This is a genomic window from Candidatus Colwellia aromaticivorans (assembly GCF_003333305.1).
Classification (GTDB): Bacteria; Pseudomonadota; Gammaproteobacteria; order Enterobacterales; family Alteromonadaceae; genus Colwellia; species Colwellia aromaticivorans.
In genome coordinates this window covers 23,580-43,050 of record NZ_QOLD01000006.1, presented here as the reverse complement: position 1 = coordinate 43,050, position 19,471 = coordinate 23,580, and the positions used below count along the sequence as shown (strand labels likewise).

Here is a 19,471-nt window from a genome sequence, read left to right as displayed (position 1 = left end):
TTAAAGTATCTATAACAAAGCATCCTGCTTCATGTTGTTGCCAACATAATTAAGCGTAGAGCAAAAAATTAGCATTGCAAATATTTAAATTAAATAATCAATGCGTGTGCCATTGCCGGAACAACACGGTGCAGGATATAGCTAGCTTAAATTTTAATGGCACTTTGATAGCGACGATATAAAATATCAACACGTTCAACATATACTTTAGTTTCGGCAAAAGGCGGTATGCCTGAATATTTCTTTACGGCACCTTCCCCTGCGTTATAAGCGGCCGAGGCTAATCGATTATTCCCCTGATACACCTTAAGTAAATGTGCTAAATGCTTTACACCACCGTAAATATTTTGTTTAGCAATAAAGGGTTTTTTTACCCCAAGAGCTTGAGCTGTTGTCGGCATTAATTGCATTAAACCTTGCGCACCCTGTTTAGAAACTGCCTTCGCATTAAAATGAGACTCGGCATGAATAATAGCGCGGATAAATGCAGGGTTTACTTTATAAAGCATCGCGGCAGCTTCAATGGTGCGTTGATATTGCGTTAAATAGAGTTTTGCATTATGCCAATCAATGAGAGAGTCGACTTGGCAGGCAAAGCAACCAATCCTTACTTGTTCATAAAAGGTATCTAGTGGCTGAATATCTGAAAAAGACAGTACACCATTAGCAGACTTGTATTTATAAATCAGCGTTTTTTCTTGGCTATAACCTTGGTTACAGCAAAAAATAAAACTTAAAACTAAGCATAAAGATATGTGTTTAAAAGTGATAATTGTTAACTCAGGAAAGTTAGTGTTATGAGTAACATAGCGGTTAAGTTATTTTTTGTCTAAGTTTTTTTATTACCGTAGTATTCTTATATTCTTTTTTGATATAAAAAATCATTATCTATTCTTTTTGGTTTTACTCATTCTCGTTTATGATTCACTTATAAATTGTTATAGGTGAATATTCTCATGCCACAAGAGCAGCTATTTTTACAGCAAAACTTAAACTCAGTATCAAGCGCACTTGATGCGACTCAGCTTTCGTTGCTTCAACAAGCCACATCAAGCTACTCATCATTACAACTTGCCTGGGCAAGTGGTTATCTTGCCGCGAAAAGTGAATCGGGGCAAAGTGCTACGTTATCGCCTGCGCTAGCACCAGTAGCAGCTAAAACACTAACTATTTTATATGCATCACAAACAGGCAATGCTAAAGGTGTTGCTAGCAAACTTGCTGAAAGCGCAAAAGCGGCAGGTATTAGTGTTGTGTTGAAAAACACTGCGGACTATAAAGCAAAATCAATAAAAAATGAAACGCATTTATTAATTGTAGCGAGCACTAATGGTGAAGGTGAAGCACCTGATGATGCAATTGAATTTCATGAATTTTTATTAGGTAAAAAAGCACCTAAATTACCTAACTTAAGTTATAGCGTACTTGCGCTAGGCGATAGTAGTTATGAGTTCTTCTGTCAAACAGGTAAAGACTTTGACGAACGCTTAAAAGCACTAGGTGCTAAGCAAGTAGCGCCTCGTATTGATTGTGATGTTGATTATGACAGTGACAGTGATAGCTGGACGTTAAGTATTGTTGAAAGCTTAAAAGAAGAATTAACTCAATCAGATGCGCCTTTAGCTGCTGTTGTTGATTTACCAACCGCAGGCGCAACAAGCCAATACTCTAAGCAAAACCCTTATGCGGCAGAATTCTCTTTAAGCCAAAAAATCACCGGTCGTGATTCAGCTAAAGATGTTCGTCACATTGAAATTGATTTAGGCGAATCTGGTCTAACTTATCAAGTAGGTGATGCATTAGGTATTTGGTTTGAAAATGACGTTAACTTAGTCGCTGAATTAGTTGCTACGTTAAAGCTCACTGGCGAAGAAAATGTTAAGCTAAAAGTCGATGGTGCAAATCAGGTATTCACACTAACTGATGCCTTAACTACACAATTAGAAATCACACAAACAGCACCTGCATTTGTTGAGTTTTGGGCAAAAATCTCTGGAAATAAAGAACTTACTGCGATTGCTGCCGATAAAAACACCGCCAGAGAATATGCAGGTGAACACCAAATTATCGATGTGGTAAAAGCGGCTGAAACTGAAATTGATCCACAATTTTTTGTTGAGGCATTACGTAAAATCACTCCACGTTTATACTCAATTGCATCGAGTCAATCAGAAGTAGAAGAAGAGGTTCACTTAACTGTTGGTTTAGTCAGTTTTGATGCCAACGGTGAGCCTCGTACAGGTGGCGCTTCCAGTTTCTTAGCAAACCGTTTAGAAGAAGGTCAAAAAGTACGTGTTTTTGTTGAGCACAATGATAACTTCCGCTTACCACAATCAGACGACACGCCTGTTATCATGATTGGTCCTGGTACAGGTGTTGCGCCATTTAGAGCATTCATGCAAGAGCGTGAAGCACGTGATGCTGCTGGTGATAACTGGATGTTCTTTGGTGACCAGACTTTTACTCAAGACTTCTTATATCAAGTTGAATGGCAGAATTACTTAAAATCGGGTTTATTAACGCGTATGGACGTTGCTTTTTCTCGCGACCAAGCGACAAAAGTTTACGTACAAGACCGATTAAAAGAACAAGCCAGTGAAGTTTTCGCATGGTTAGAGCGTGGCGCACATTTATATATTTGTGGCGATGCTAACCGTATGGCAAAAGATGTGCATCAAACCTTGGTTGACATCATTGCAGAGCACGGAAAATTAAGTGCAGAGCAAGCAGAAGACTATTTAAAATCACTTAGATCTAACAAGCGTTACCAGAAGGATGTTTACTAATGAGCAACGATTTAACAAAAATTGAAAACCCTGTATTGATTGTTGAAGGTAAACAAGCCGACAACGAACGCTTAAAAGCGGAAAGTGATTTTTTACGCGGTACTATCGTTGAAGATCTTCAAGACAGAATGACGGGTGGCTTTACTGCCGACAACTTCCAGTTGATCCGTACTCATGGTATGTACCAACAAGATGATCGCGATATTCGTGCAGAGCGTCAAAAACAAAAGCTTGAGCCATTACACAATGTAATGCTTAGAGCTCGGTTACCTGGCGGGATCATTAGTACAGATCAATGGTTAGCTATTGATAAGTTTGCGGATGATTACACATCATATGGCAGCATTCGTTTAACAACTCGTCAAACCTTTCAGTTTCACGGCGTTTTAAAACCAAATATTAAATTGATGCACCAAACACTTAACAGTGTAGGTTTAGATTCAATTGCAACTGCCGGTGATGTTAACCGTAACGTACTTTGTACTTCTAACCCTGTTGAATCTGAATTACATCAAGAAGCTTACGAGTGGGCAACGAAGATAAGTGAACACTTACTTCCTAAAACTCGTGCCTATGCTGAAATTTGGTTAGACGAAGAACGCGTTGAAACAACTGAAGATGAAGAAGTTGAACCGATTTTAGGTAGCAACTACTTACCACGTAAATTTAAAACAACGGTTGTTATTCCGCCGAACAATGATATTGACCTTCATGCTAACGATTTAAACTTTGTTGCCATTAGCGAAGGCGGTAAACTAATTGGTTTTAACGTGCTTGTTGGTGGTGGTTTAGCCATGACTCACGGTGATAATGCTACTTACCCACGTTGTGCTGATGACTTTGGTTTTATTTCTAAGGAACACACCTTAGCTGTTGCTGCAGCCGTTGTTACTACACAGCGTGATTGGGGTAACCGTGTTAACCGTAAAAATGCGAAAACTAAATACACACTTGATCGTGTTGGTGCTGATGCATTCAGAGCCGAAGTAGAAGCAAGAGCAGGTGTTGAATTTTCAGATTCACGTCCATATGAATTTACACACCGTGGCGATAGCTTTGGTTGGGTTGCAGGAATCGATGGCAAAGAACACTTAACGTTATTCATTGAAAACGGTCGCATACTTGATTTCGAAAAAGCTGATTTTGACGGTGCTAATTCTGGTAGTAAAGCATTAAAAACAGGTATGCTAGAAATTGCTAAAATACACCAAGGTGATTTCCGCTTAACCGCAAATCAAAACCTTATTGTTGCTGGTGTTGAACCAAAAGACAAAGACGCTATTGAAAAGCTTGCCCGTGATCATGGTTTAATTAATGACGGTGTATCTAACCAACGTAAGAGTTCAATGGCTTGTGTAGCATTTCCTACCTGTCCATTAGCGATGGCTGAAGCTGAACGTTACTTACCAGGTTTAGTTGATGATGTTGAAACTATTCTTGCTAAAAATGGTTTAAAAGACGAAAGCATTATCTTGCGCGTAACAGGTTGTCCAAACGGTTGTGGCCGTGCCATGCTTGCTGAAATTGGTTTAGTAGGTAAAGGTCCAGGTAAATACAATATGTATTTAGGTAGTGACTTAGCCGGCTCGCGAGTGCCAAAGCTTTATAAAGAAAATGTTGATGAAGCTGGCGTATTAACTGAAATTGATCAATTAAGTGCTCGCTGGGCTGCAGAGCGTAATAACGCTGAAGCATTTGGTGACTTTGTTATCCGTGCCGGTATTGTTGATGAAGTAAAAATAAGTGTCAGGGATTTTCATGATGACTAATTCATTAGTACCAACCAAAGCTATCGCCATAGTAAATAATGGCGCTATAGCTGAAAAATCTATACAAAATCGTTTCCCAGCCTCTTTACCGAAACCTTGGTTAGCGCAGTGGAATGAAGATTTAGAGAAGAAGACTCCGCTTGCCCGTATTGAATGGACAATGGAAAACCTCCCAAGTCAGTTTGTGTTGTCTTCTAGCTTTGGTATTCAGTCAGCTGTTATGTTGCATATGATGACGCAAGTCGATCCTAATATTCCAGTACTAATCACTGATACGGGACATTTGTTTCCAGAGACTTATCGTTTTATTGAAGAGCTTACTGAACGTTTAAATTTGAATTTACATGTTTATAGTGCCGTTGAAAGTGCCGCTTGGCAAATAGCCAAATATGGCGAGCAATGGGCACAAGATGATGAAGCGCTAAAGCAATACAACAGAAAAAACAAAGTTGAACCGCTAGAACGTGGCTTGTCTGAATTAAATTCTGGCACTTGGTTTTCTGGCGTTCGTCGTCAGCAATCTGATCATAGACAAGGTTTGTCAGTTGTCAGTATATTACGTGGCCGTTTCAAGGTGCATCCAATTATTGATTGGCATAATAGAGATGTTCATCAGTATTTAACTAAGAATAACTTGCCTTATCACCCTTTATGGGATGAAGGCTATGTTTCTGTTGGTGATGTTCATAGTACTAAACCTCTTACTTTAGGCATGGATGAAAGTGAAACTCGCTTTGGTCCAGGGCAACGAGAATGTGGCTTACATACCGATGGTGATGGAATTTAAGCGACGAGTTACTCGTTGCACTTCGGCAGCTCGTACCTCACGCTCAGTATGGGCGGTAATCACTGGATAACCGTTTGTCCTGAGCTCGTCGAAGGAAGCTTATACTTCGACTGCTCGTTCCTCGCGCTCAGTATGAGCGGGATAAACGAAAAAAACCGTTACTTAGACAACTCGTACCTGCGCTCAGTATGAGCGGTAATCACGGGATAACCATTTATCCTGAGCTTATCTCAAAATGATGACTGAGTTGCTGTTTTAATATAGTAAAAAAGTCATCATTAGGCTTATCGCTGATCAATCGAGCTAACTCGGTGCCGATTGGGGTAAACTTATAAAACTGTAAGGCAATATTTGGCTTTTTAGCCGTCAATTTTAGTGGCACACCATTGTAGTTAAAATTGATAATCTCGCCATTTATCATCATATTCGATTCACTTTCCTGTTGATAAAGTAAATGATTATCAGCTAATGATAATATGTCGGCATAATTCAAACCAAAGTGACTTAAATTAATATATCTTTGTCTGTCTTTATTCAAAAAGTTGAATAAGCCAGGTTTCTGGTAGGTACCTGAAATAATGCGTATATTTTTTTTACTTTGATCTTTTACTGCTAAAGAACATGCCTTAGCAAGTAATTTTGCATCAACAATACTCATATCACGAAATACTTTTAATGCTTTGAGTGAATACGAGCCGGGTCGAGATAACTCACCTGCTAATATTTTCGCCCATAAATCTTGCATAGTTTTATTACTAACATTCTCAGCCAAGGTAATATAGCGATTAAACCAATCTAAGTCTGTCCTTTTATCAATAGATTTACTCGCACAAAAATCAAAGGTTCTTTCGACAATGGTTTCAATATTTTTTTGTTTACGTAAGCTTGCTAATCGTTCACGCTTTATACTGCGATCTTCTATGGGCATTTGTTTTTCAATTGGAAGTATCGCCGCTTCAAGACCAAATGGTTGAGTTATTTTGAAAAATTGATCATGGGCTGGTGAATCAGTTGATTTTTTTTTAGGATTACTACTTTCGATAGGAAGGTTGCCATTGTTTTCATTTTGCTCATCAATCACAATAATTGAAGCTTTATCTGTTTTCATTTTTACTTCCCTATACCTGAGAACTTAACTTAATTTTCAATTAACACAAAATAAATAATTTATTGTGTTATTAGCATATAACCATAGCAAATAGTAACAATAATATACAAGATCAGAGTTAGCTTTTTAGTTGGTAGTGATGCGCTCTAACTATGATCTTATTCTGCGAGTTTACTTAAATTCATAGGTATAATTGACAGTAATTTTACTGGTGCTACCGTAATTATCATCTGCATAAAAGCCAAAAATGTTAAATGAATGATTATCATTAATTTTATAACTCGCTCCAGTTCCTGCCCATATATTACTGTAATCATCTGAGCCTAATCCTCCACCCGCGAACCCCAAAACAGTCCAATGCTCGGTTAACGGACGAAGCGCCATAGTGCCCAGATAACCACCATTACTAGTATTCTGCTGCATAACAAGTTCATCAAGTGATGCTGGTTCTTCTTCTACAAAACTATCTACTTCATTATGATTTATACCTGCCATTGGAAATATCATCCACTCGCCTGTATCAACACCTAATACGCTTAATGGAAGAAAGGTTCCAATAGAGTAATTGTCTTTTTGACCACCATCATCGTATTCAGAACGACCCATTGAGAAATTGATAATACCAAAATCAGTTAACCATGAGCCACCGAGTCTCCACTCACTTCCATCTTTATTAATGTTACCATTGATTTTTCTTACTTGATCAAGTGCGACTGAGCCTGACAAGGTAAAATTATCAGAGTAGCCCACCCCATTTTTGTGATAACTTTTGTTGGATCTTTATGATGTTTTTCATCACTTTTTTGCTCTGATGAAAAGACAGAAAAAGAAGTTAAAAGAAGACAGCTGATAAGTATATGTCGCAAGGTAATATCATATTTTTATTGTGTTTTTTATAAATTTATATTGTAGAAACATACTAATTTTCAAGAAAAAATCAATTGTTATAGTCATTTAATAATTGTAAGTATGTACCTTTTAATTATAACTTTCCAAAACGGCATCAGCACATTTAATTTGGTCAAATTCTTTGGTGCCACTATAGCTATTCTATGGCTCTTTATAGTTGAGCAATCCCTGCAGCCTATAAATCAAACAAAGCATAATCCCACCCTGACTAAGTTATGGCGAACGGCTAAATATAAAAACAGTTGTTGATACGCTTGATTAAAACGCTTGTTTTAATAGTGTTGCAATTAACCTTTATTCAAGGCACACTCAGTCGTCTATTATTTAACAGCAATAGACTAATAACACGATAATATTCAATTGCTCAGATAGGAAACTTACCTATGTGGCTATCATATACTCGTTATCATTCAAAGTGCACTCTGAAACATTTATCTTGATTGGTAATGAGTATAAAATAAATCATCAATACATCAACACCACATTTTAGGTGAAGGAGACAACGTATGATATTCCAAGGCAAAAGCCTTAGCGCGCAATTACTTGACGACGGCATTGTTGAACTTAAGTTCGATGCTCAAGGGTCAGTAAACAAATTCGATCAAGCAACATTTGTAGAATATAGAGCAGTTGTCGCTGCTATTAATAATTGTAGTGAAGCCAAAGGGGTGATGGTTACCTCAGGTAAGTCCACCTTCATTGTTGGTGCAGATATCACTGAATTTTTAGAAACTTTCCAGCAGCCAGAGGAAGAATTAATTCCTTGGATCAAAAATGCGACTGATATATTTGACTCATTTGAAGATATTCAACTACCTACTATTGCTGCCATAAACAGTGTGGCATTGGGCGGTGGTTGTGAAATGACCCTAGTATGTGATTATCGTATTGCTGATACTAGCGTCAGTATAGGTTTACCAGAGTCAAAGCTTGGTTTAATGCCAGGTTTTGGTGGAACAGTACGTTTACCACGCATAATTGGTGCTGATAATGCCATTGAGTGGATGAGTACCGGTAAAGCTTTTCGCGCTGACGCTGCGCTAGCGGTAGGTTTATTAGATGCCGTAGTAGCACCTGACAAATTACAACAAGCAGCTATTAGCATGCTTAAGTTAGCTATTGCGGGCAAGCTTGATTGGCGCGAAAAACGTCAAGAAAAATTAGAGTCATTAAAGTTAAGTAAAATTGAAAACGTTATGACCTTCACTACATGTAAAGGCATGATTGCAGCAAAAGCAGGTAAGCATTATCCAGCACCTATGGTGATGGTAAACACGATAGAAGCTGCTGCTACTCTTGATAGAGCAGGCGCAATGGCATTAGAAAATACCAATTTCGCAAAACTAGCAAAAACTGATGCTGCTACTGCGCAAATTGGTTTGTTTATGTCTGATCAAGTGATCAAAGGCAAAGCGAAAAAAGCGGCAAAGCAAGCAACTAAGGCTGTGAACAAAGCTGCGGTATTAGGTGCAGGAATTATGGGTGGTGGTATTGCTTATCAATCTGCTTATAAAGGCACACCAATCATAATGAAAGACATTAACGATCAAGCCCTTGATTTAGGACTAAGTACCGCCGCAGGTATTTTAATCAAACAAGTTGGACGTGGTCACATGAATGCTAAAAAAATGGCGGGTGTATTAAACAACATCACCCCATCACTTAGTTATGACAGCGTTAAAGATGTTGATATTGTTGTTGAAGCGGTAGTTGAAAACCCGAAAGTTAAAGGGTTTGTATTAGCAGAAGTTGAAGGTGTGTTGGCTGATGACGCAATTTTAACCTCAAACACCTCAACCATTTCTATTGATTTACTCGCGCAAAGCGTTAAACGTCCTGAAAACTTCTGTGGTATGCACTTTTTTAACCCTGTTAATAGAATGCCATTAGTTGAAGTTATTCGTGGTAAAGACACCTCAGACGAAACAGTTGCAGCAGTAGTAGCCTATGCCGCTAAAATGGGCAAATCGCCTATCGTTGTTAATGACTGTGCTGGCTTTTATGTAAACCGCGTATTATTCCCTTACCTTGCTGGCTTTAGTCAACTAGTACTGGAAGGTGCTGATTTTGTTGCTGTTGATAAAGTCATGGAGAAAGAATTTGGCTGGCCAATGGGACCTGCCTATTTAATTGACGTAGTTGGTATTGATACTGCTGATCATTGTACTGGTGTTATGTCTTCAGGTTTTCCTATCCGCATGAAAAAAGTGGATAATGATCCGGTTAGCACGCTCTATAGCAATGGACGCCTTGGTCAGAAAAATGGTAAAGGCTTTTACGATCATGTTAAAGATAAACGTGGCCGTCCTAAGAAAGTTGCTGCTCAAACCGCTTATGATTTATTAAGCGCTCATTGTGCAGACAAAAAAGACTTTTCAAACGAAGAAGTCATTGCCCGTTTAATGATTCCTATGGTTAACGAAGTAGTGCGTTGTTTAGAAGAGGGCGTGATTGCTAGTGCAGCTGAAGCTGACATGGGGCTAATCTACGGCCTTGGTTTCCCTCCGTTTAGAGGCGGCGCAATTCGTTACTTAGAAACGCTTGGTTTAGGTAACTACATTGCTATGGCTGATAAATATGCGCATTTAGGCGAGTATTATCAAGTCACTGATGGTATGAGAGAAATGGCTAAATCAGGTAAGTCTTATTTCAACACTAATGTTTCACAAGCCTAAGGAGAACTGTTATGAAAGAAGTTGTTATTATTGATTGTATTCGAACTCCTATGGGACGTTCAAAAGCGGGTGTTTTTAGAAATGTTCGCGCTGAAACTCTATCAGCTCATTTGATGGAACAAATTTTAAAGCGTAACCCAGCGTTAGATCCAAACGATATTGAAGATGTTATTTGGGGTTGCGTTAAGCAAACTAAAGAGCAAGGTTTCAACATTGCTCGTAACGCATCACTACTTGCAGGCTTACCAAAATCCATTGGTGGTTTAACGGTAAACCGTTTATGTGGTTCGTCAATGCAAGCAATGCATGATGCAGCCACCAGTATTATTGCTGGCCAAGGAGATGTTTTCCTTGTTGGCGGTGTTGAGCATATGGGTCACGTACCTATGATGTATGATGTTGATTTTGCACCTGAACTAAGTAAACACATGGCGCGTGCTTCAGGCAACATGGGTTTAACCGCAGAGTTGTTGGGTAAGCAGCACGGTATTACGCGTGAAATGCAAGATGCTTTTGGTGCTCGTTCACACCAACGCGCCCACCAAGCAATGCTGGATGGTCGTTGGGATAACGAAATTGTACCAACCTTAGGTCATGATGCCGATGGTGCATTAACGCTAGTTGAACACGATGAAGTGATTCGTCCTGATACCACTGCAGAAAGTCTCGCAACGCTAAGACCTGTTTTTGACCCAGTTAACGGCACAGTGACAGCAGGTACTTCATCAGCAATGTCTGATGGCGCATCAGCCATGTTAATTATGTCAGCAGATAAAGCGAAAGAATTAGGTTTAACACCACGTGTTAAAATCCGTGGTATGGCCTTTGCTGGTTGTGATCCTGCTACTATGGGCTATGGTCCTGTTCCTGCGACGAACAAAGCATTAAAGCGCGCAGGCTTATCTATTGAAGATATTGAATTATTTGAATTTAACGAAGCTTTTGGTGCACAGGCATTATCCTGTGTAAGAGCATTAAAAGTTGAAGATAAATTGGATGATGCAATTAACTTAAATGGCGGCGCTATTGCCTTGGGTCATCCGCTAGGTTGTTCAGGTACGCGTATTTCAGGTACTTTAATAAACTTAATGGAAGGGCAAGATGCCAACCTAGGACTAGCGACTATGTGTATAGGATTAGGCCAAGGTATTGCCACTGTATTCGAACGCGTTTAATTAATTGCTTTTCTCTTTGTTAATAAGCGTTTATGCAGCGTTGAAAGTACTCACAAATTCTTCGGGAAATAATTTGAACACCCGAAGGGTGGCCTGAAAGGCGAAGTACAGGATGTACGGAGTAATGACTAACGTCAACTCCGTGCTTTCACCTTATCTAAAAACCTATTATCTTCGATAATAACGATGAATGCTTTCAAAGAATAGACAATAAAAAACCAGCAATTGCTGGTTTTTTTGTATTCAAGATGAAATCGCTTTATTGATTAAGCAAAAACGCCTTGTAAAGGTGGTACAACTTGCTTCTTACGACTAAGTACACCATCAAGCCATACTTTACCGTCTGTGGTAGCTTTACCAAAAGCGGCTTGTGCTAAGTTGTCATTATCACTTACTACGAGAATTTCAGAGCCTTCTTTCATGATATCGGTTAATAATAGCAATACACTGTGGCGTTCACCTTCAGCTTTTAACTTAGCGATATCGGCTGCTAAATCAGCTTTCATTTCATCAAAAATAGCTAAATCGATGACTTCTAATTGACCGATACCGACAAGGTTGCCATTCATATTGAAATCTTTAAAATCACGCAATACTAAATCACGTACCGGTGTACCTTCAACGGCTGATTTTACTTTGAACATATCCATGCCCAACTCAGCAGGATTTTCAATGCCAGCAATTTCTGCTAACGCTTCAACACATTTGATATCGGCTGTAGTACAGGTCGGAGATTTAAAAATAACGGTATCGCTTAAAATAGCGCACATCATGGCACCAGCGATGTTTTTAGGAATTTCAACGTTATGAAAGTCATACATCATTTTAATAATAGTATTAGTACAGCCTACCGGGCGCACCCATATTTCTAAGGGGGTAGACGTAGTGATATCGCCTAATTTATGATGATCAATAATGCCTAAAATAGTAGCATCGTCAATATCATCGGGGCCTTGCGTACGCTCAGAGTGATCAACAATATAAAGGCTTTCACCCGCGTAGCTAGTTTTCAATTCAGGTTGCTCAAAGCCAAACTTGTCTAAAATAAATAAAGTTTCAGGGGTCAACTCACCTAAACGCGCAGGAACGGTTTCCTCGCCTAACGTAGTTTTTAAATATGATAATGCAATAGCTGAACAGATAGAGTCTGAATCTGGAATTTTGTGACCAACAACATAATTTGGCATAAGTAGTACTCTCCTTAAATTTATTACTATTCTACCAAACTCTTTATTACTTGGGTATATAGCAAAAAGTCTACTTAAGATGGTTTTTTAGTTGGAATAAGTTTAATGGAAGTTAACTATTTGTTATCTATTGTAAAAATATTGATATTTCAATTAAATGGTAATAAAACTTTGTCTTTCAATTATGAGAAAATCACTTTTTTGCACTAGGCTTAAATAGGTGTAAGTGATTTCCGGTTTCAATTTAATCCTGAGGTATAGAATAGGAGACAATTATGTTGAAGAAACTACTTCTTTATTCGGTTTCAATCATATTTATCGTCATCGTGGGAAAATTAAGTATACATTTTTTCATACCAGCAGAATCTTATGCTTTTCGACAAGTAAAAAAAATAGCGCCAAAGGTTGATAACCAGTTATTGCTTATCAACAAACATATTAGCCTAATCGTTAGACCTACAGAATACTTCAACTTTCCAATCAAAATCGGCCAACATGGCCCTGTTAAAAGCCTATATTCCGGAGACATCCAATATCCATTTTACTGCATGACAGTTGATTCAGGTTTAGGACAACCTTTAGTCGATAATCAGTCGGCTTATGGCGTACCTGTTTATAGTGATTTTTTACAGCAAAAAAAAATTATCGGTTATTCGAAAGATTGCAGCCTCGCAACCAAGGTTCAATATTATTCTTTATATCATAGTGGCAAAATAATCAAATTAACCCCGTCTGATCTAACTGCTTATGTTAATAATACCGACAGAACATTACTAAGAGTAGAGCAAGGAACAATTAACCGATTTATTTATACGGTAGTGATGCCAATTAGTGCGGATGAAATTGGTCGGCGTTTAGCGCAGTCAAAGTGGAATAAACGCTTAGTCTTTCAATTTAATGGTGGCTCAGGCATTGGTTTCCGTCAAGGAAAGCAAAAAGCTAAACGGGTTATTGCTCGGCAAAAGCAGCAGCTACTTGATGGTTATGCAGTTATTAGCTCTAGTGGTAATAAAACCAGTTATACCTACAATATGTTGTTAGCCGAAGATACCGCAAGAAGGGTAAAAAAACACTTTGTTAGTTTGTATGGAAAACCCTTATATACCGTTGGCATAGGTGGCTCAGGTGGTGGTTTAGCTCAGTATTTAATAGCTCAAAATAGTACAGGTATACTTGATGGTTTGATTCCACTTTATTCATATCCAGATATGATTACCCAAACGACTTACGCACTAGATTGTGATTTGCTGAATAACTATTTTACTTTTCGAACACAAAATAATACTCAGTGGCTTGATTGGCATAAAAGGCAAACGGTGGAAGGCATGAACGCCCTAAATAACTTCCCTCAACGGGCGGGCTATTTACAGCCAGTTAATCAAATTATGTCCGGATTTGTGCCCTCATTACCCGATGGAAATAGTGAATGTATTAATGGCTACTTTGGCTTATCAAGCTTTATTAATAATCCAAAACAAGGTTTTTTAAGGGACTTGTTTCATCCTGATGTTGTTAAACAAGTGAAATGGAGTTTTTGGCAAGATTTAGTCAACGTATTAGGACAGGATAAACAAGGTTTTGGATTATCTACCTGGGACAATGTGGGGGTTCAGTACGGCCTATTGGCTTTACAGGAAAACTCGATAACAATTGATGAATTTGTTGATCTCAATAGTAAAATTGGCAGTTGGAAGCCACAAATTGAAATGGAAGCAGAGCATATTTGGTTACCTTTAGGAAGGAAAATACCTCTATGGTTATCACTGTGGGGTAGTCAAAATATCACGCCAATTATTGAAGGAATTGCCAATAGGCATGAGGGTTCAATTAATGCTATGCAGGCTGCATACCGAGCAGGACAGGTTTTTATTGGCAAAATCACTTTACCTGTCATCGATGTACGTCATTATTTAGAGGAAGATTTAGATATGCATCATGTATCGGCTTCGTTCTTTTCTCGATTAAGGATAATAGAACAACACGGACACAGTGATAATCATGTTATTTGGATTTCGAATAAAAATTATAACCCGGCCGTTTTGGCTTTTAAGATGATGGATGAATGGTTATTAGCATTAAGGAGCAACCCTAGCTTTTCAACGGTAGAAGCTAAGCCAAAGAGTTTGTTTGATCAATGCTTCTCAGCCAAGGGGGAAGTGCTTTTTAAAGGGAAAGGCATTTGGGACGGTCAATGGAATAATAAAAGTGAAGGGGAGTGTCAAAAAGTATACCCAATGTTTAGTACTAGTCGTATTCAGGCTGGCAGCACTTGGTCTGGCGACATGTTTAAATGCCAATTAATGTCGGTTAATCAAGCAATGAAACAAGGCTTGTATGGCTCTGTTAATATGGGTCTTTATCAACAAAAACTGGAAAAAATATTTCCAAATGGTGTATGTGATTACAACCAAATAGATCAAGGACGCCCAAGTGATTTATAGTAAAAATAGATGCAATGATAAAATACCAAGCCTTATCCAAAGTAAGGCTACTTGAGCAGAAATAAGAAATTCAAACTAGGTTTACGATTTCATAATAGAAAGATATTTATATTATGAAACAAATGCTGCACAAATAATGACGATGAATAATAAAGCTTTTATTTGAGTATTGGTTCTTTCATTTCTCTTCTATTTTCCTATATTCAATTTGTATAAGTTATATTGGTGAACTATTCTCAAATAGTTCTTTTATTTTTATTTGGTATTCTCAAACGTATTGTTTAGGACTGTGAAGAAAGAAATATCCAGTTGATTGAATAAATAAAGTTTTTCTCAATATAAACATCAAAGGCAAATGGAATGGCATATGTATCAGGGTTCGATCAGGACATCTTTATCAGTTATGCTCAAGTTGATAATGAGCCGTTAGACTACTGTGGTCGCGAAGTTCGTTGGGTAAACTACCTAAAAAAACAATTACAAAAGCGCGTTGACCAAAAGCTAGGACGTATATCAGACTGTAAGATCTGGATGGATCTAGACGATTTGGCAGGGAATGATGCTGTCACACCTACCATCAAGACAGCCATAGACAATACTGCAGCTCTGGTAATAGTGCTGTCAGATGGCTATCTCAAATCTGAATGGTGTAGAAAGGAAATTCGAGGCTTTGTGGAAGCTGCAAGCGCCGATGGTCGGCTATTTGTAATTCATCTGGCTGAAATCCCAATCGAGAATCGACCAGAAGACATTCGTGATCTTATTGGTTATAGCTTTTACGACAGAGAACTTAAAGCTGAACTCGACCCATCAAGTAGCGAATACTCTAAGGAACTCTTAAAACTAAGAGATAAATTGGCTGGAAAGTTAGCCGAAATGCAGAATATACGTGAATCAGGTGAAGACGCTGAAAGTGAAGATATGATCTCACCTGCTGTTTTTCTCGCGGAGACAACACCGGACATGGAGGATTCCCGCAGTACTCTAGCAATGTTCATCGAGAAACTTGGCTACCGTGTTTTACCCTCTAAGCTATATCTTCGAGGTGCACAGGAATTTGAACAAATGCTTGATCATGATTTAGCTCATTCTAAGTTATTTGTTCAACTACTGGGGGCATATGGTACGCCACGAACCGACGAATTTCCTGAAGGCTACGAAGGCCTGCAACTCAATAGAGCGTTAGCTGCAAAAGTACCACTTCTTCGCGCCTATGAGCGTGAAACTTTTAATTTAGATAAGTTAAAAAGTGAACAACGCCAGTTCCTCGAAGCCAGCGATGTTATGGCACAAGATCTTGAAGAATTAAAAGTGGCTATCAAAGATAAACTCAAAGACCTTGCTTTGCGGGAATCAAAACCGGCAACAGCAGATTCAGGGGATAAACCTGTATTTATCTATACGCTAAAAAGCGATACTAGCGCTGCATTTCATATACGGGATCGACTGGTTGAACAGAATTTAGACTATGAAATAATAGTAGATGAAGACGAATCTCTTGAAGAATTGGCTAGTATCCGAGATTACACTGGTTTGGTTCTAGTATACGGGAAGTGTTCATCAGGTGTGTGGATAAAACAGAAGATGCGTACATTTAGAGAGTTGAGGTTAGCTAAGCAACCTATCCAACCCGCATGCGTATTGTATTTTGAACCGCCCGAAAAACGTAACGAATTATTGGCTACGCCACCACCATTTTTTCACACTATTGATAGTACAAGTAATGAAATTGAGTTTGAGCAGTTTATTTCCGAACTCCAACAAATGGATGCCACGTCATGAATGTGTCATCGAAACTAACAAAGTTAACTCAGCCTTATCCCGGTCTTCGAACATATTTACAACATGAATCAGAACTGTTTTTTGGACGCAGTGAACAAATTAATAAAATGCTGGGTCGATTAGAGGAAAATCACTTTCTTGCAGTTGTTGGTGGCAGTGGTTCGGGAAAGTCTTCACTGGTTCGTGCAGGCCTTCTTCCCGTCCTCAAACAAGGGTATCTTTTAGGCGCCGGTGTCGATTGGATATTCATTGTTATGAAGCCAGGTGGTGACCCTTTTACCAATCTGGCGACAGAGCTTTATCACACACTTGCAGACGACCAATGTAGCTTTGATGCCAGTGACATTGCTTTCACCCAAGCAGAATTGCAAACCAGCCATTTAGGGTTACTAGAAGTTATTGAACAAATAGGTATCGAAAAGGGCAGACCATTGCTTTTGTTGGTCGACCAGTTCGAAGAGATATTCCGCTTCCAGCGTGGTCAGGGTTCTTTACACTCTAAGGATCGCGATCATACTACTCATAAAGTACGAAATGAGGCCACTGCTTTTGTTAACCTGTTGTTAACTACGGTAGAGCAGGCAGCAAAAATGGATCTTCCCATTTATGTGTTGCTCACTATGCGTTCAGACTTTATCGGCGCATGTGACTTTTTTCCTGGTCTTTCACAGGCAATTAGCGATAGCCAATTTTTAGTACCAAGACTGACTCGCAAACAAATGAAGGTTGTTATCGAAAAAACCTATCCAGCTATTTGGTGGCCATATCGCACCTGATCTAGTAAATCAGATTCTCAATGATACCGGTACCGACCCAGACCATCTACCTTTAATGCAACATGCTCTGATGCGAACTTGGTTTGCGACTCAGGAAAAAGTGGGTAGCGAGAATGATGATATAGAATTAAAGCGAGTCGACTATGAAAATGTTGGCCGCTTTAACGAAGCTTTGTCCAGACACCTTGATGAAGCTTGGGAACAGCTAGATAATAATCAACAAAAAATCGCCAAACAGTTGTTTCTTTGCTTGTGTGAGCACGCTGGCGAAGGAACGTTCATCCGACGCATGGTAAAACTAGGCGAAGTAGCAGAAATGGCGAACGTTAAGCCTGATGAGGTAATCGATGTCGTTCGTGTTTTTCAAGATAACGAGCGCAACTTTATAATGGCTTCACCTTTGGGCGAGTTGAATAAAAAATCAGTACTAGATATAAGCCATGAAGCACTGCTTCGTCAATGGAACCGGTTGACTACCTGGATTGAAAACGAAGCTAGTTCGGCACAAATTTATAAACGTCTGGTAGACACAGCTATATTGCATAAAGAAAAAAAAGCTCAGCTTTTAGTAGACCCTGAACTTCAAATAGCGCTTAACTGGAAGGCATCAGTGGTTCCTAATAAAGTTTGGGCAGGTCAATATAATGAACACTTTGATTTGGCTTTAAACTTCCTTGATGAAAGTAATAATGCTCGTGATCACGAAAGGGCAGAGGTGGAAATTCAACATCGATGGCGTATCCCCCGATTCTTTATTTTTATTTTTGTTTTTGTTTTATTTTTCGGCTCTAAATCAGATTCTGGCTTAATTACATTAGCTATTTTGGATCAAATTGCTGATATAGCTTATGATTTAGGGCTTTCAGATGAGTTCAGCTATGCTTTATCTGAAGTCTTTCTCGTATCAGCACACGTGGTGTTGTATTTAGGATTGGAGTATTTTTTAAAAGGGCTTTTTCGAAGATTTAGTATTGAACCTATCAGACGAAAAGTATCGAGTGATTCATTGATTGACCCCGATACAAATGCTGATGAAATAGCGTATTCGGGCTTTTGGAGACGTCTAATTGCTGGAGTGATTGACGTGTTTGTTTTATACACAACCCTCATCGCGGTGATGGCAGCTTTTTTTATGTTTGAAGACTCAATAAGTGATAGCTTATTCGATTTAATAGAAACATTTATTGTAGCTACCTTGTTATTAACCATGTGGTTATACGAAGCAATTATGACAAGTAGATGGCGACAAGCTACTTTTGGAAAAATGGTAGTAGGTATATATGTTACTGATATAAAAGGTGAAAGGTTGACATTTCTTCGGGCTTCGGCAAGGTTTATAGGAAAATTTCTTTTGTACGGGGTTGGATTGTTGCTCCAACCATTTACTGAAAAAAAGCAAGCGCTATACGATAAAATAGCGAGTACTTTGGTTGTTCGTAAATAGCAGTATATATGTGAATTATATAATCCAAAATGAGTCTTCAGGTATAAAGTAACAGTTAATAATTTAGCGAAATATCAATGCAACGGTTCATTTATTGGCAGAAGGATATTTAGGATGATATGGAATGAATGGTTTAAAAAGTGGCAGCTGGAATCACTGAAAATAACAACACCCTTTGCAGAAGCAGTGTGGCAACCAATGGAAGCAGATAGTGACGCGGCCTGGGAGTTATATATTGAGTTACTCACCCGGATAACAACACAGCGACTAGCACCAGAAGACGGAGACGAAAAAACGGCGCTTGATAGTATCTATTCACTATTTTCACTTACTCGCTCTATCATCAAACATTATGGTCGAGATTGTTTCGAATTCACTAAACTAGCCATTATAGTCCTCAATCAGGTGATTCGGCCTTTTACTGCGAAGTGGCATAGCATTGCAAAAGAAGGTGGTTTTGAAGACGAAGATACTTGTCGCCAGTTTCGCGAAGACTTGGCGAGGCTACAGATTTTTCTACACGGCTATACACAGGCACTTGCCGATATGGCGGGTGTTGAAGATTTGACCAATATGGAAGACCAGTAATTAGCAATGCCATCATGATTATTAGCTAAACGGTTTGTTGTATG

14 protein-coding genes are annotated in these 19,471 nt (G+C 38.8%); 10 read left to right on the top strand and 4 right to left on the bottom strand.

The genetic code is table 11. The annotated features are described in order from the left end of the window. Positions 1–146: 146 nt before the first annotated feature. Entirely contained in the window at positions 147–524 is a 378-nt protein-coding gene (locus DWA31_RS17385; protein ID WP_281268610.1) for a lytic transglycosylase domain-containing protein, read from the bottom strand. 432 nt (positions 525–956) lie between these two features. On the opposite strand from DWA31_RS17385, the gene DWA31_RS01145 reads away from it, so the two are divergent. Genes DWA31_RS01145 through DWA31_RS01135 form a run of 3 tightly spaced genes read left to right on the top strand, consistent with a single transcriptional unit; the run spans position 957 to position 5,342 of the window. After that, positions 957–2,786, top strand: a complete 1,830-nt coding sequence (locus DWA31_RS01145) for an assimilatory sulfite reductase (NADPH) flavoprotein subunit (protein ID WP_114324848.1) — start codon at positions 957–959, stop codon at positions 2,784–2,786. After that, positions 2,786–4,555, top strand: a complete 1,770-nt coding sequence (gene cysI, locus DWA31_RS01140) for an assimilatory sulfite reductase (NADPH) hemoprotein subunit (RefSeq protein WP_114324847.1) — start codon at positions 2,786–2,788, stop codon at positions 4,553–4,555. The genes DWA31_RS01145 and cysI overlap by 1 nt, the downstream gene beginning before the upstream one ends. Further along, the gene (locus DWA31_RS01135) at positions 4,548–5,342 is read left to right on the top strand and encodes a phosphoadenylyl-sulfate reductase (RefSeq protein ID WP_114324852.1); all 795 of its coding nucleotides are present in this window, start codon (positions 4,548–4,550) and stop codon (positions 5,340–5,342) included. The genes cysI and DWA31_RS01135 overlap by 8 nt, the downstream gene beginning before the upstream one ends. A 214-nt stretch (positions 5,343–5,556) precedes the next feature. Here DWA31_RS01135 and DWA31_RS01130 read toward each other — a convergent pair whose 3' ends face one another. Both DWA31_RS01130 and DWA31_RS01125 read right to left on the bottom strand, forming a co-directional pair. Beyond that, positions 5,557–6,450, bottom strand: a complete 894-nt coding sequence (locus DWA31_RS01130; protein WP_114324846.1) for a TIGR03899 family protein — start codon at positions 6,448–6,450, stop codon at positions 5,557–5,559. Between the two features lie 171 nt (positions 6,451–6,621). After that, on the bottom strand, positions 6,622–7,176 hold the full coding sequence (locus DWA31_RS01125) for a hypothetical protein (protein WP_136037968.1): 555 nt from the start codon (positions 7,174–7,176) through the stop codon (positions 6,622–6,624). 689 nt (positions 7,177–7,865) lie between these two features. On the opposite strand from DWA31_RS01125, the gene fadB reads away from it, so the two are divergent. Together fadB and fadA are read left to right on the top strand one after the other, a co-directional pair. Next, on the top strand, positions 7,866–10,034 hold the full coding sequence (gene fadB / locus DWA31_RS01120; RefSeq protein ID WP_114324844.1) for a fatty acid oxidation complex subunit alpha FadB: 2,169 nt from the start codon (positions 7,866–7,868) through the stop codon (positions 10,032–10,034). Between the two features lie 11 nt (positions 10,035–10,045). Then, positions 10,046–11,209, top strand: coding sequence for an acetyl-CoA C-acyltransferase FadA (gene fadA / locus DWA31_RS01115; protein ID WP_114324843.1), 1,164 nt, complete (start codon positions 10,046–10,048; stop codon positions 11,207–11,209). Positions 11,210–11,475: 266 nt separating this feature from the next. On the opposite strand, the gene DWA31_RS01110 is transcribed toward fadA, so the two are convergent. After that, a complete protein-coding gene (locus tag DWA31_RS01110; protein WP_114324842.1) occupies positions 11,476–12,396 on the bottom strand; it encodes a manganese-dependent inorganic pyrophosphatase in 921 nt (306 codons plus the stop codon). Between the two features lie 275 nt (positions 12,397–12,671). On the opposite strand from DWA31_RS01110, the gene DWA31_RS01105 reads away from it, so the two are divergent. From DWA31_RS01105 to DWA31_RS01085, 5 genes are all read left to right on the top strand, one after another. Next, positions 12,672–14,837: a DUF6351 family protein gene (locus tag DWA31_RS01105; RefSeq protein ID WP_114324841.1), complete on the top strand. Its 2,166-nt coding sequence runs from the start codon at positions 12,672–12,674 to the stop codon at positions 14,835–14,837. 360 nt (positions 14,838–15,197) lie between these two features. After that, a complete protein-coding gene (locus DWA31_RS01100; protein ID WP_114324840.1) occupies positions 15,198–16,619 on the top strand; it encodes a toll/interleukin-1 receptor domain-containing protein in 1,422 nt (473 codons plus the stop codon). Continuing rightward, positions 16,616–17,395, top strand: coding sequence for an nSTAND1 domain-containing NTPase (locus DWA31_RS01095; protein WP_114324839.1), 780 nt, complete (start codon positions 16,616–16,618; stop codon positions 17,393–17,395). The genes DWA31_RS01100 and DWA31_RS01095 overlap by 4 nt, the downstream gene beginning before the upstream one ends. After that, positions 17,346–18,839 (top strand): RDD family protein, encoded by a 1,494-nt coding sequence (locus DWA31_RS01090; RefSeq protein ID WP_114324838.1) that lies wholly within the window; start codon positions 17,346–17,348, stop codon positions 18,837–18,839. The genes DWA31_RS01095 and DWA31_RS01090 overlap by 50 nt, the downstream gene beginning before the upstream one ends. Positions 18,840–18,953: 114 nt before the next feature. Next, complete coding sequence (locus DWA31_RS01085) at positions 18,954–19,427, top strand: hypothetical protein (RefSeq protein ID WP_114324837.1); 474 nt, start codon at positions 18,954–18,956, stop codon at positions 19,425–19,427. Positions 19,428–19,471 lie beyond the last annotated feature (44 nt).

Excerpts from the sequence above, each read along its gene's own strand:
- DWA31_RS01145 (WP_114324848.1), top strand. The coding sequence starts at position 957 with ATGCCACAAGAGCAGCTATTTTTACAGCAAAACTTAAACTCAGTATCA.
- cysI (WP_114324847.1), top strand. The coding sequence starts at position 2,786 with ATGAGCAACGATTTAACAAAAATTGAAAACCCTGTATTGATTGTTGAA.
- DWA31_RS01135 (WP_114324852.1), top strand. The coding sequence starts at position 4,548 with ATGACTAATTCATTAGTACCAACCAAAGCTATCGCCATAGTAAATAAT.
- DWA31_RS01130 (WP_114324846.1), bottom strand. The coding sequence starts at position 6,450 with ATGAAAACAGATAAAGCTTCAATTATTGTGATTGATGAGCAAAATGAA.
- fadB (WP_114324844.1), top strand. The coding sequence starts at position 7,866 with ATGATATTCCAAGGCAAAAGCCTTAGCGCGCAATTACTTGACGACGGC.
- fadA (WP_114324843.1), top strand. The coding sequence starts at position 10,046 with ATGAAAGAAGTTGTTATTATTGATTGTATTCGAACTCCTATGGGACGT.
- DWA31_RS01110 (WP_114324842.1), bottom strand. The coding sequence starts at position 12,396 with ATGCCAAATTATGTTGTTGGTCACAAAATTCCAGATTCAGACTCTATC.
- DWA31_RS01105 (WP_114324841.1), top strand. The coding sequence starts at position 12,672 with ATGTTGAAGAAACTACTTCTTTATTCGGTTTCAATCATATTTATCGTC.
- DWA31_RS01100 (WP_114324840.1), top strand. The coding sequence starts at position 15,198 with ATGGCATATGTATCAGGGTTCGATCAGGACATCTTTATCAGTTATGCT.
- DWA31_RS01095 (WP_114324839.1), top strand. The coding sequence starts at position 16,616 with ATGAATGTGTCATCGAAACTAACAAAGTTAACTCAGCCTTATCCCGGT.
- DWA31_RS01085 (WP_114324837.1), top strand. The coding sequence starts at position 18,954 with ATGATATGGAATGAATGGTTTAAAAAGTGGCAGCTGGAATCACTGAAA.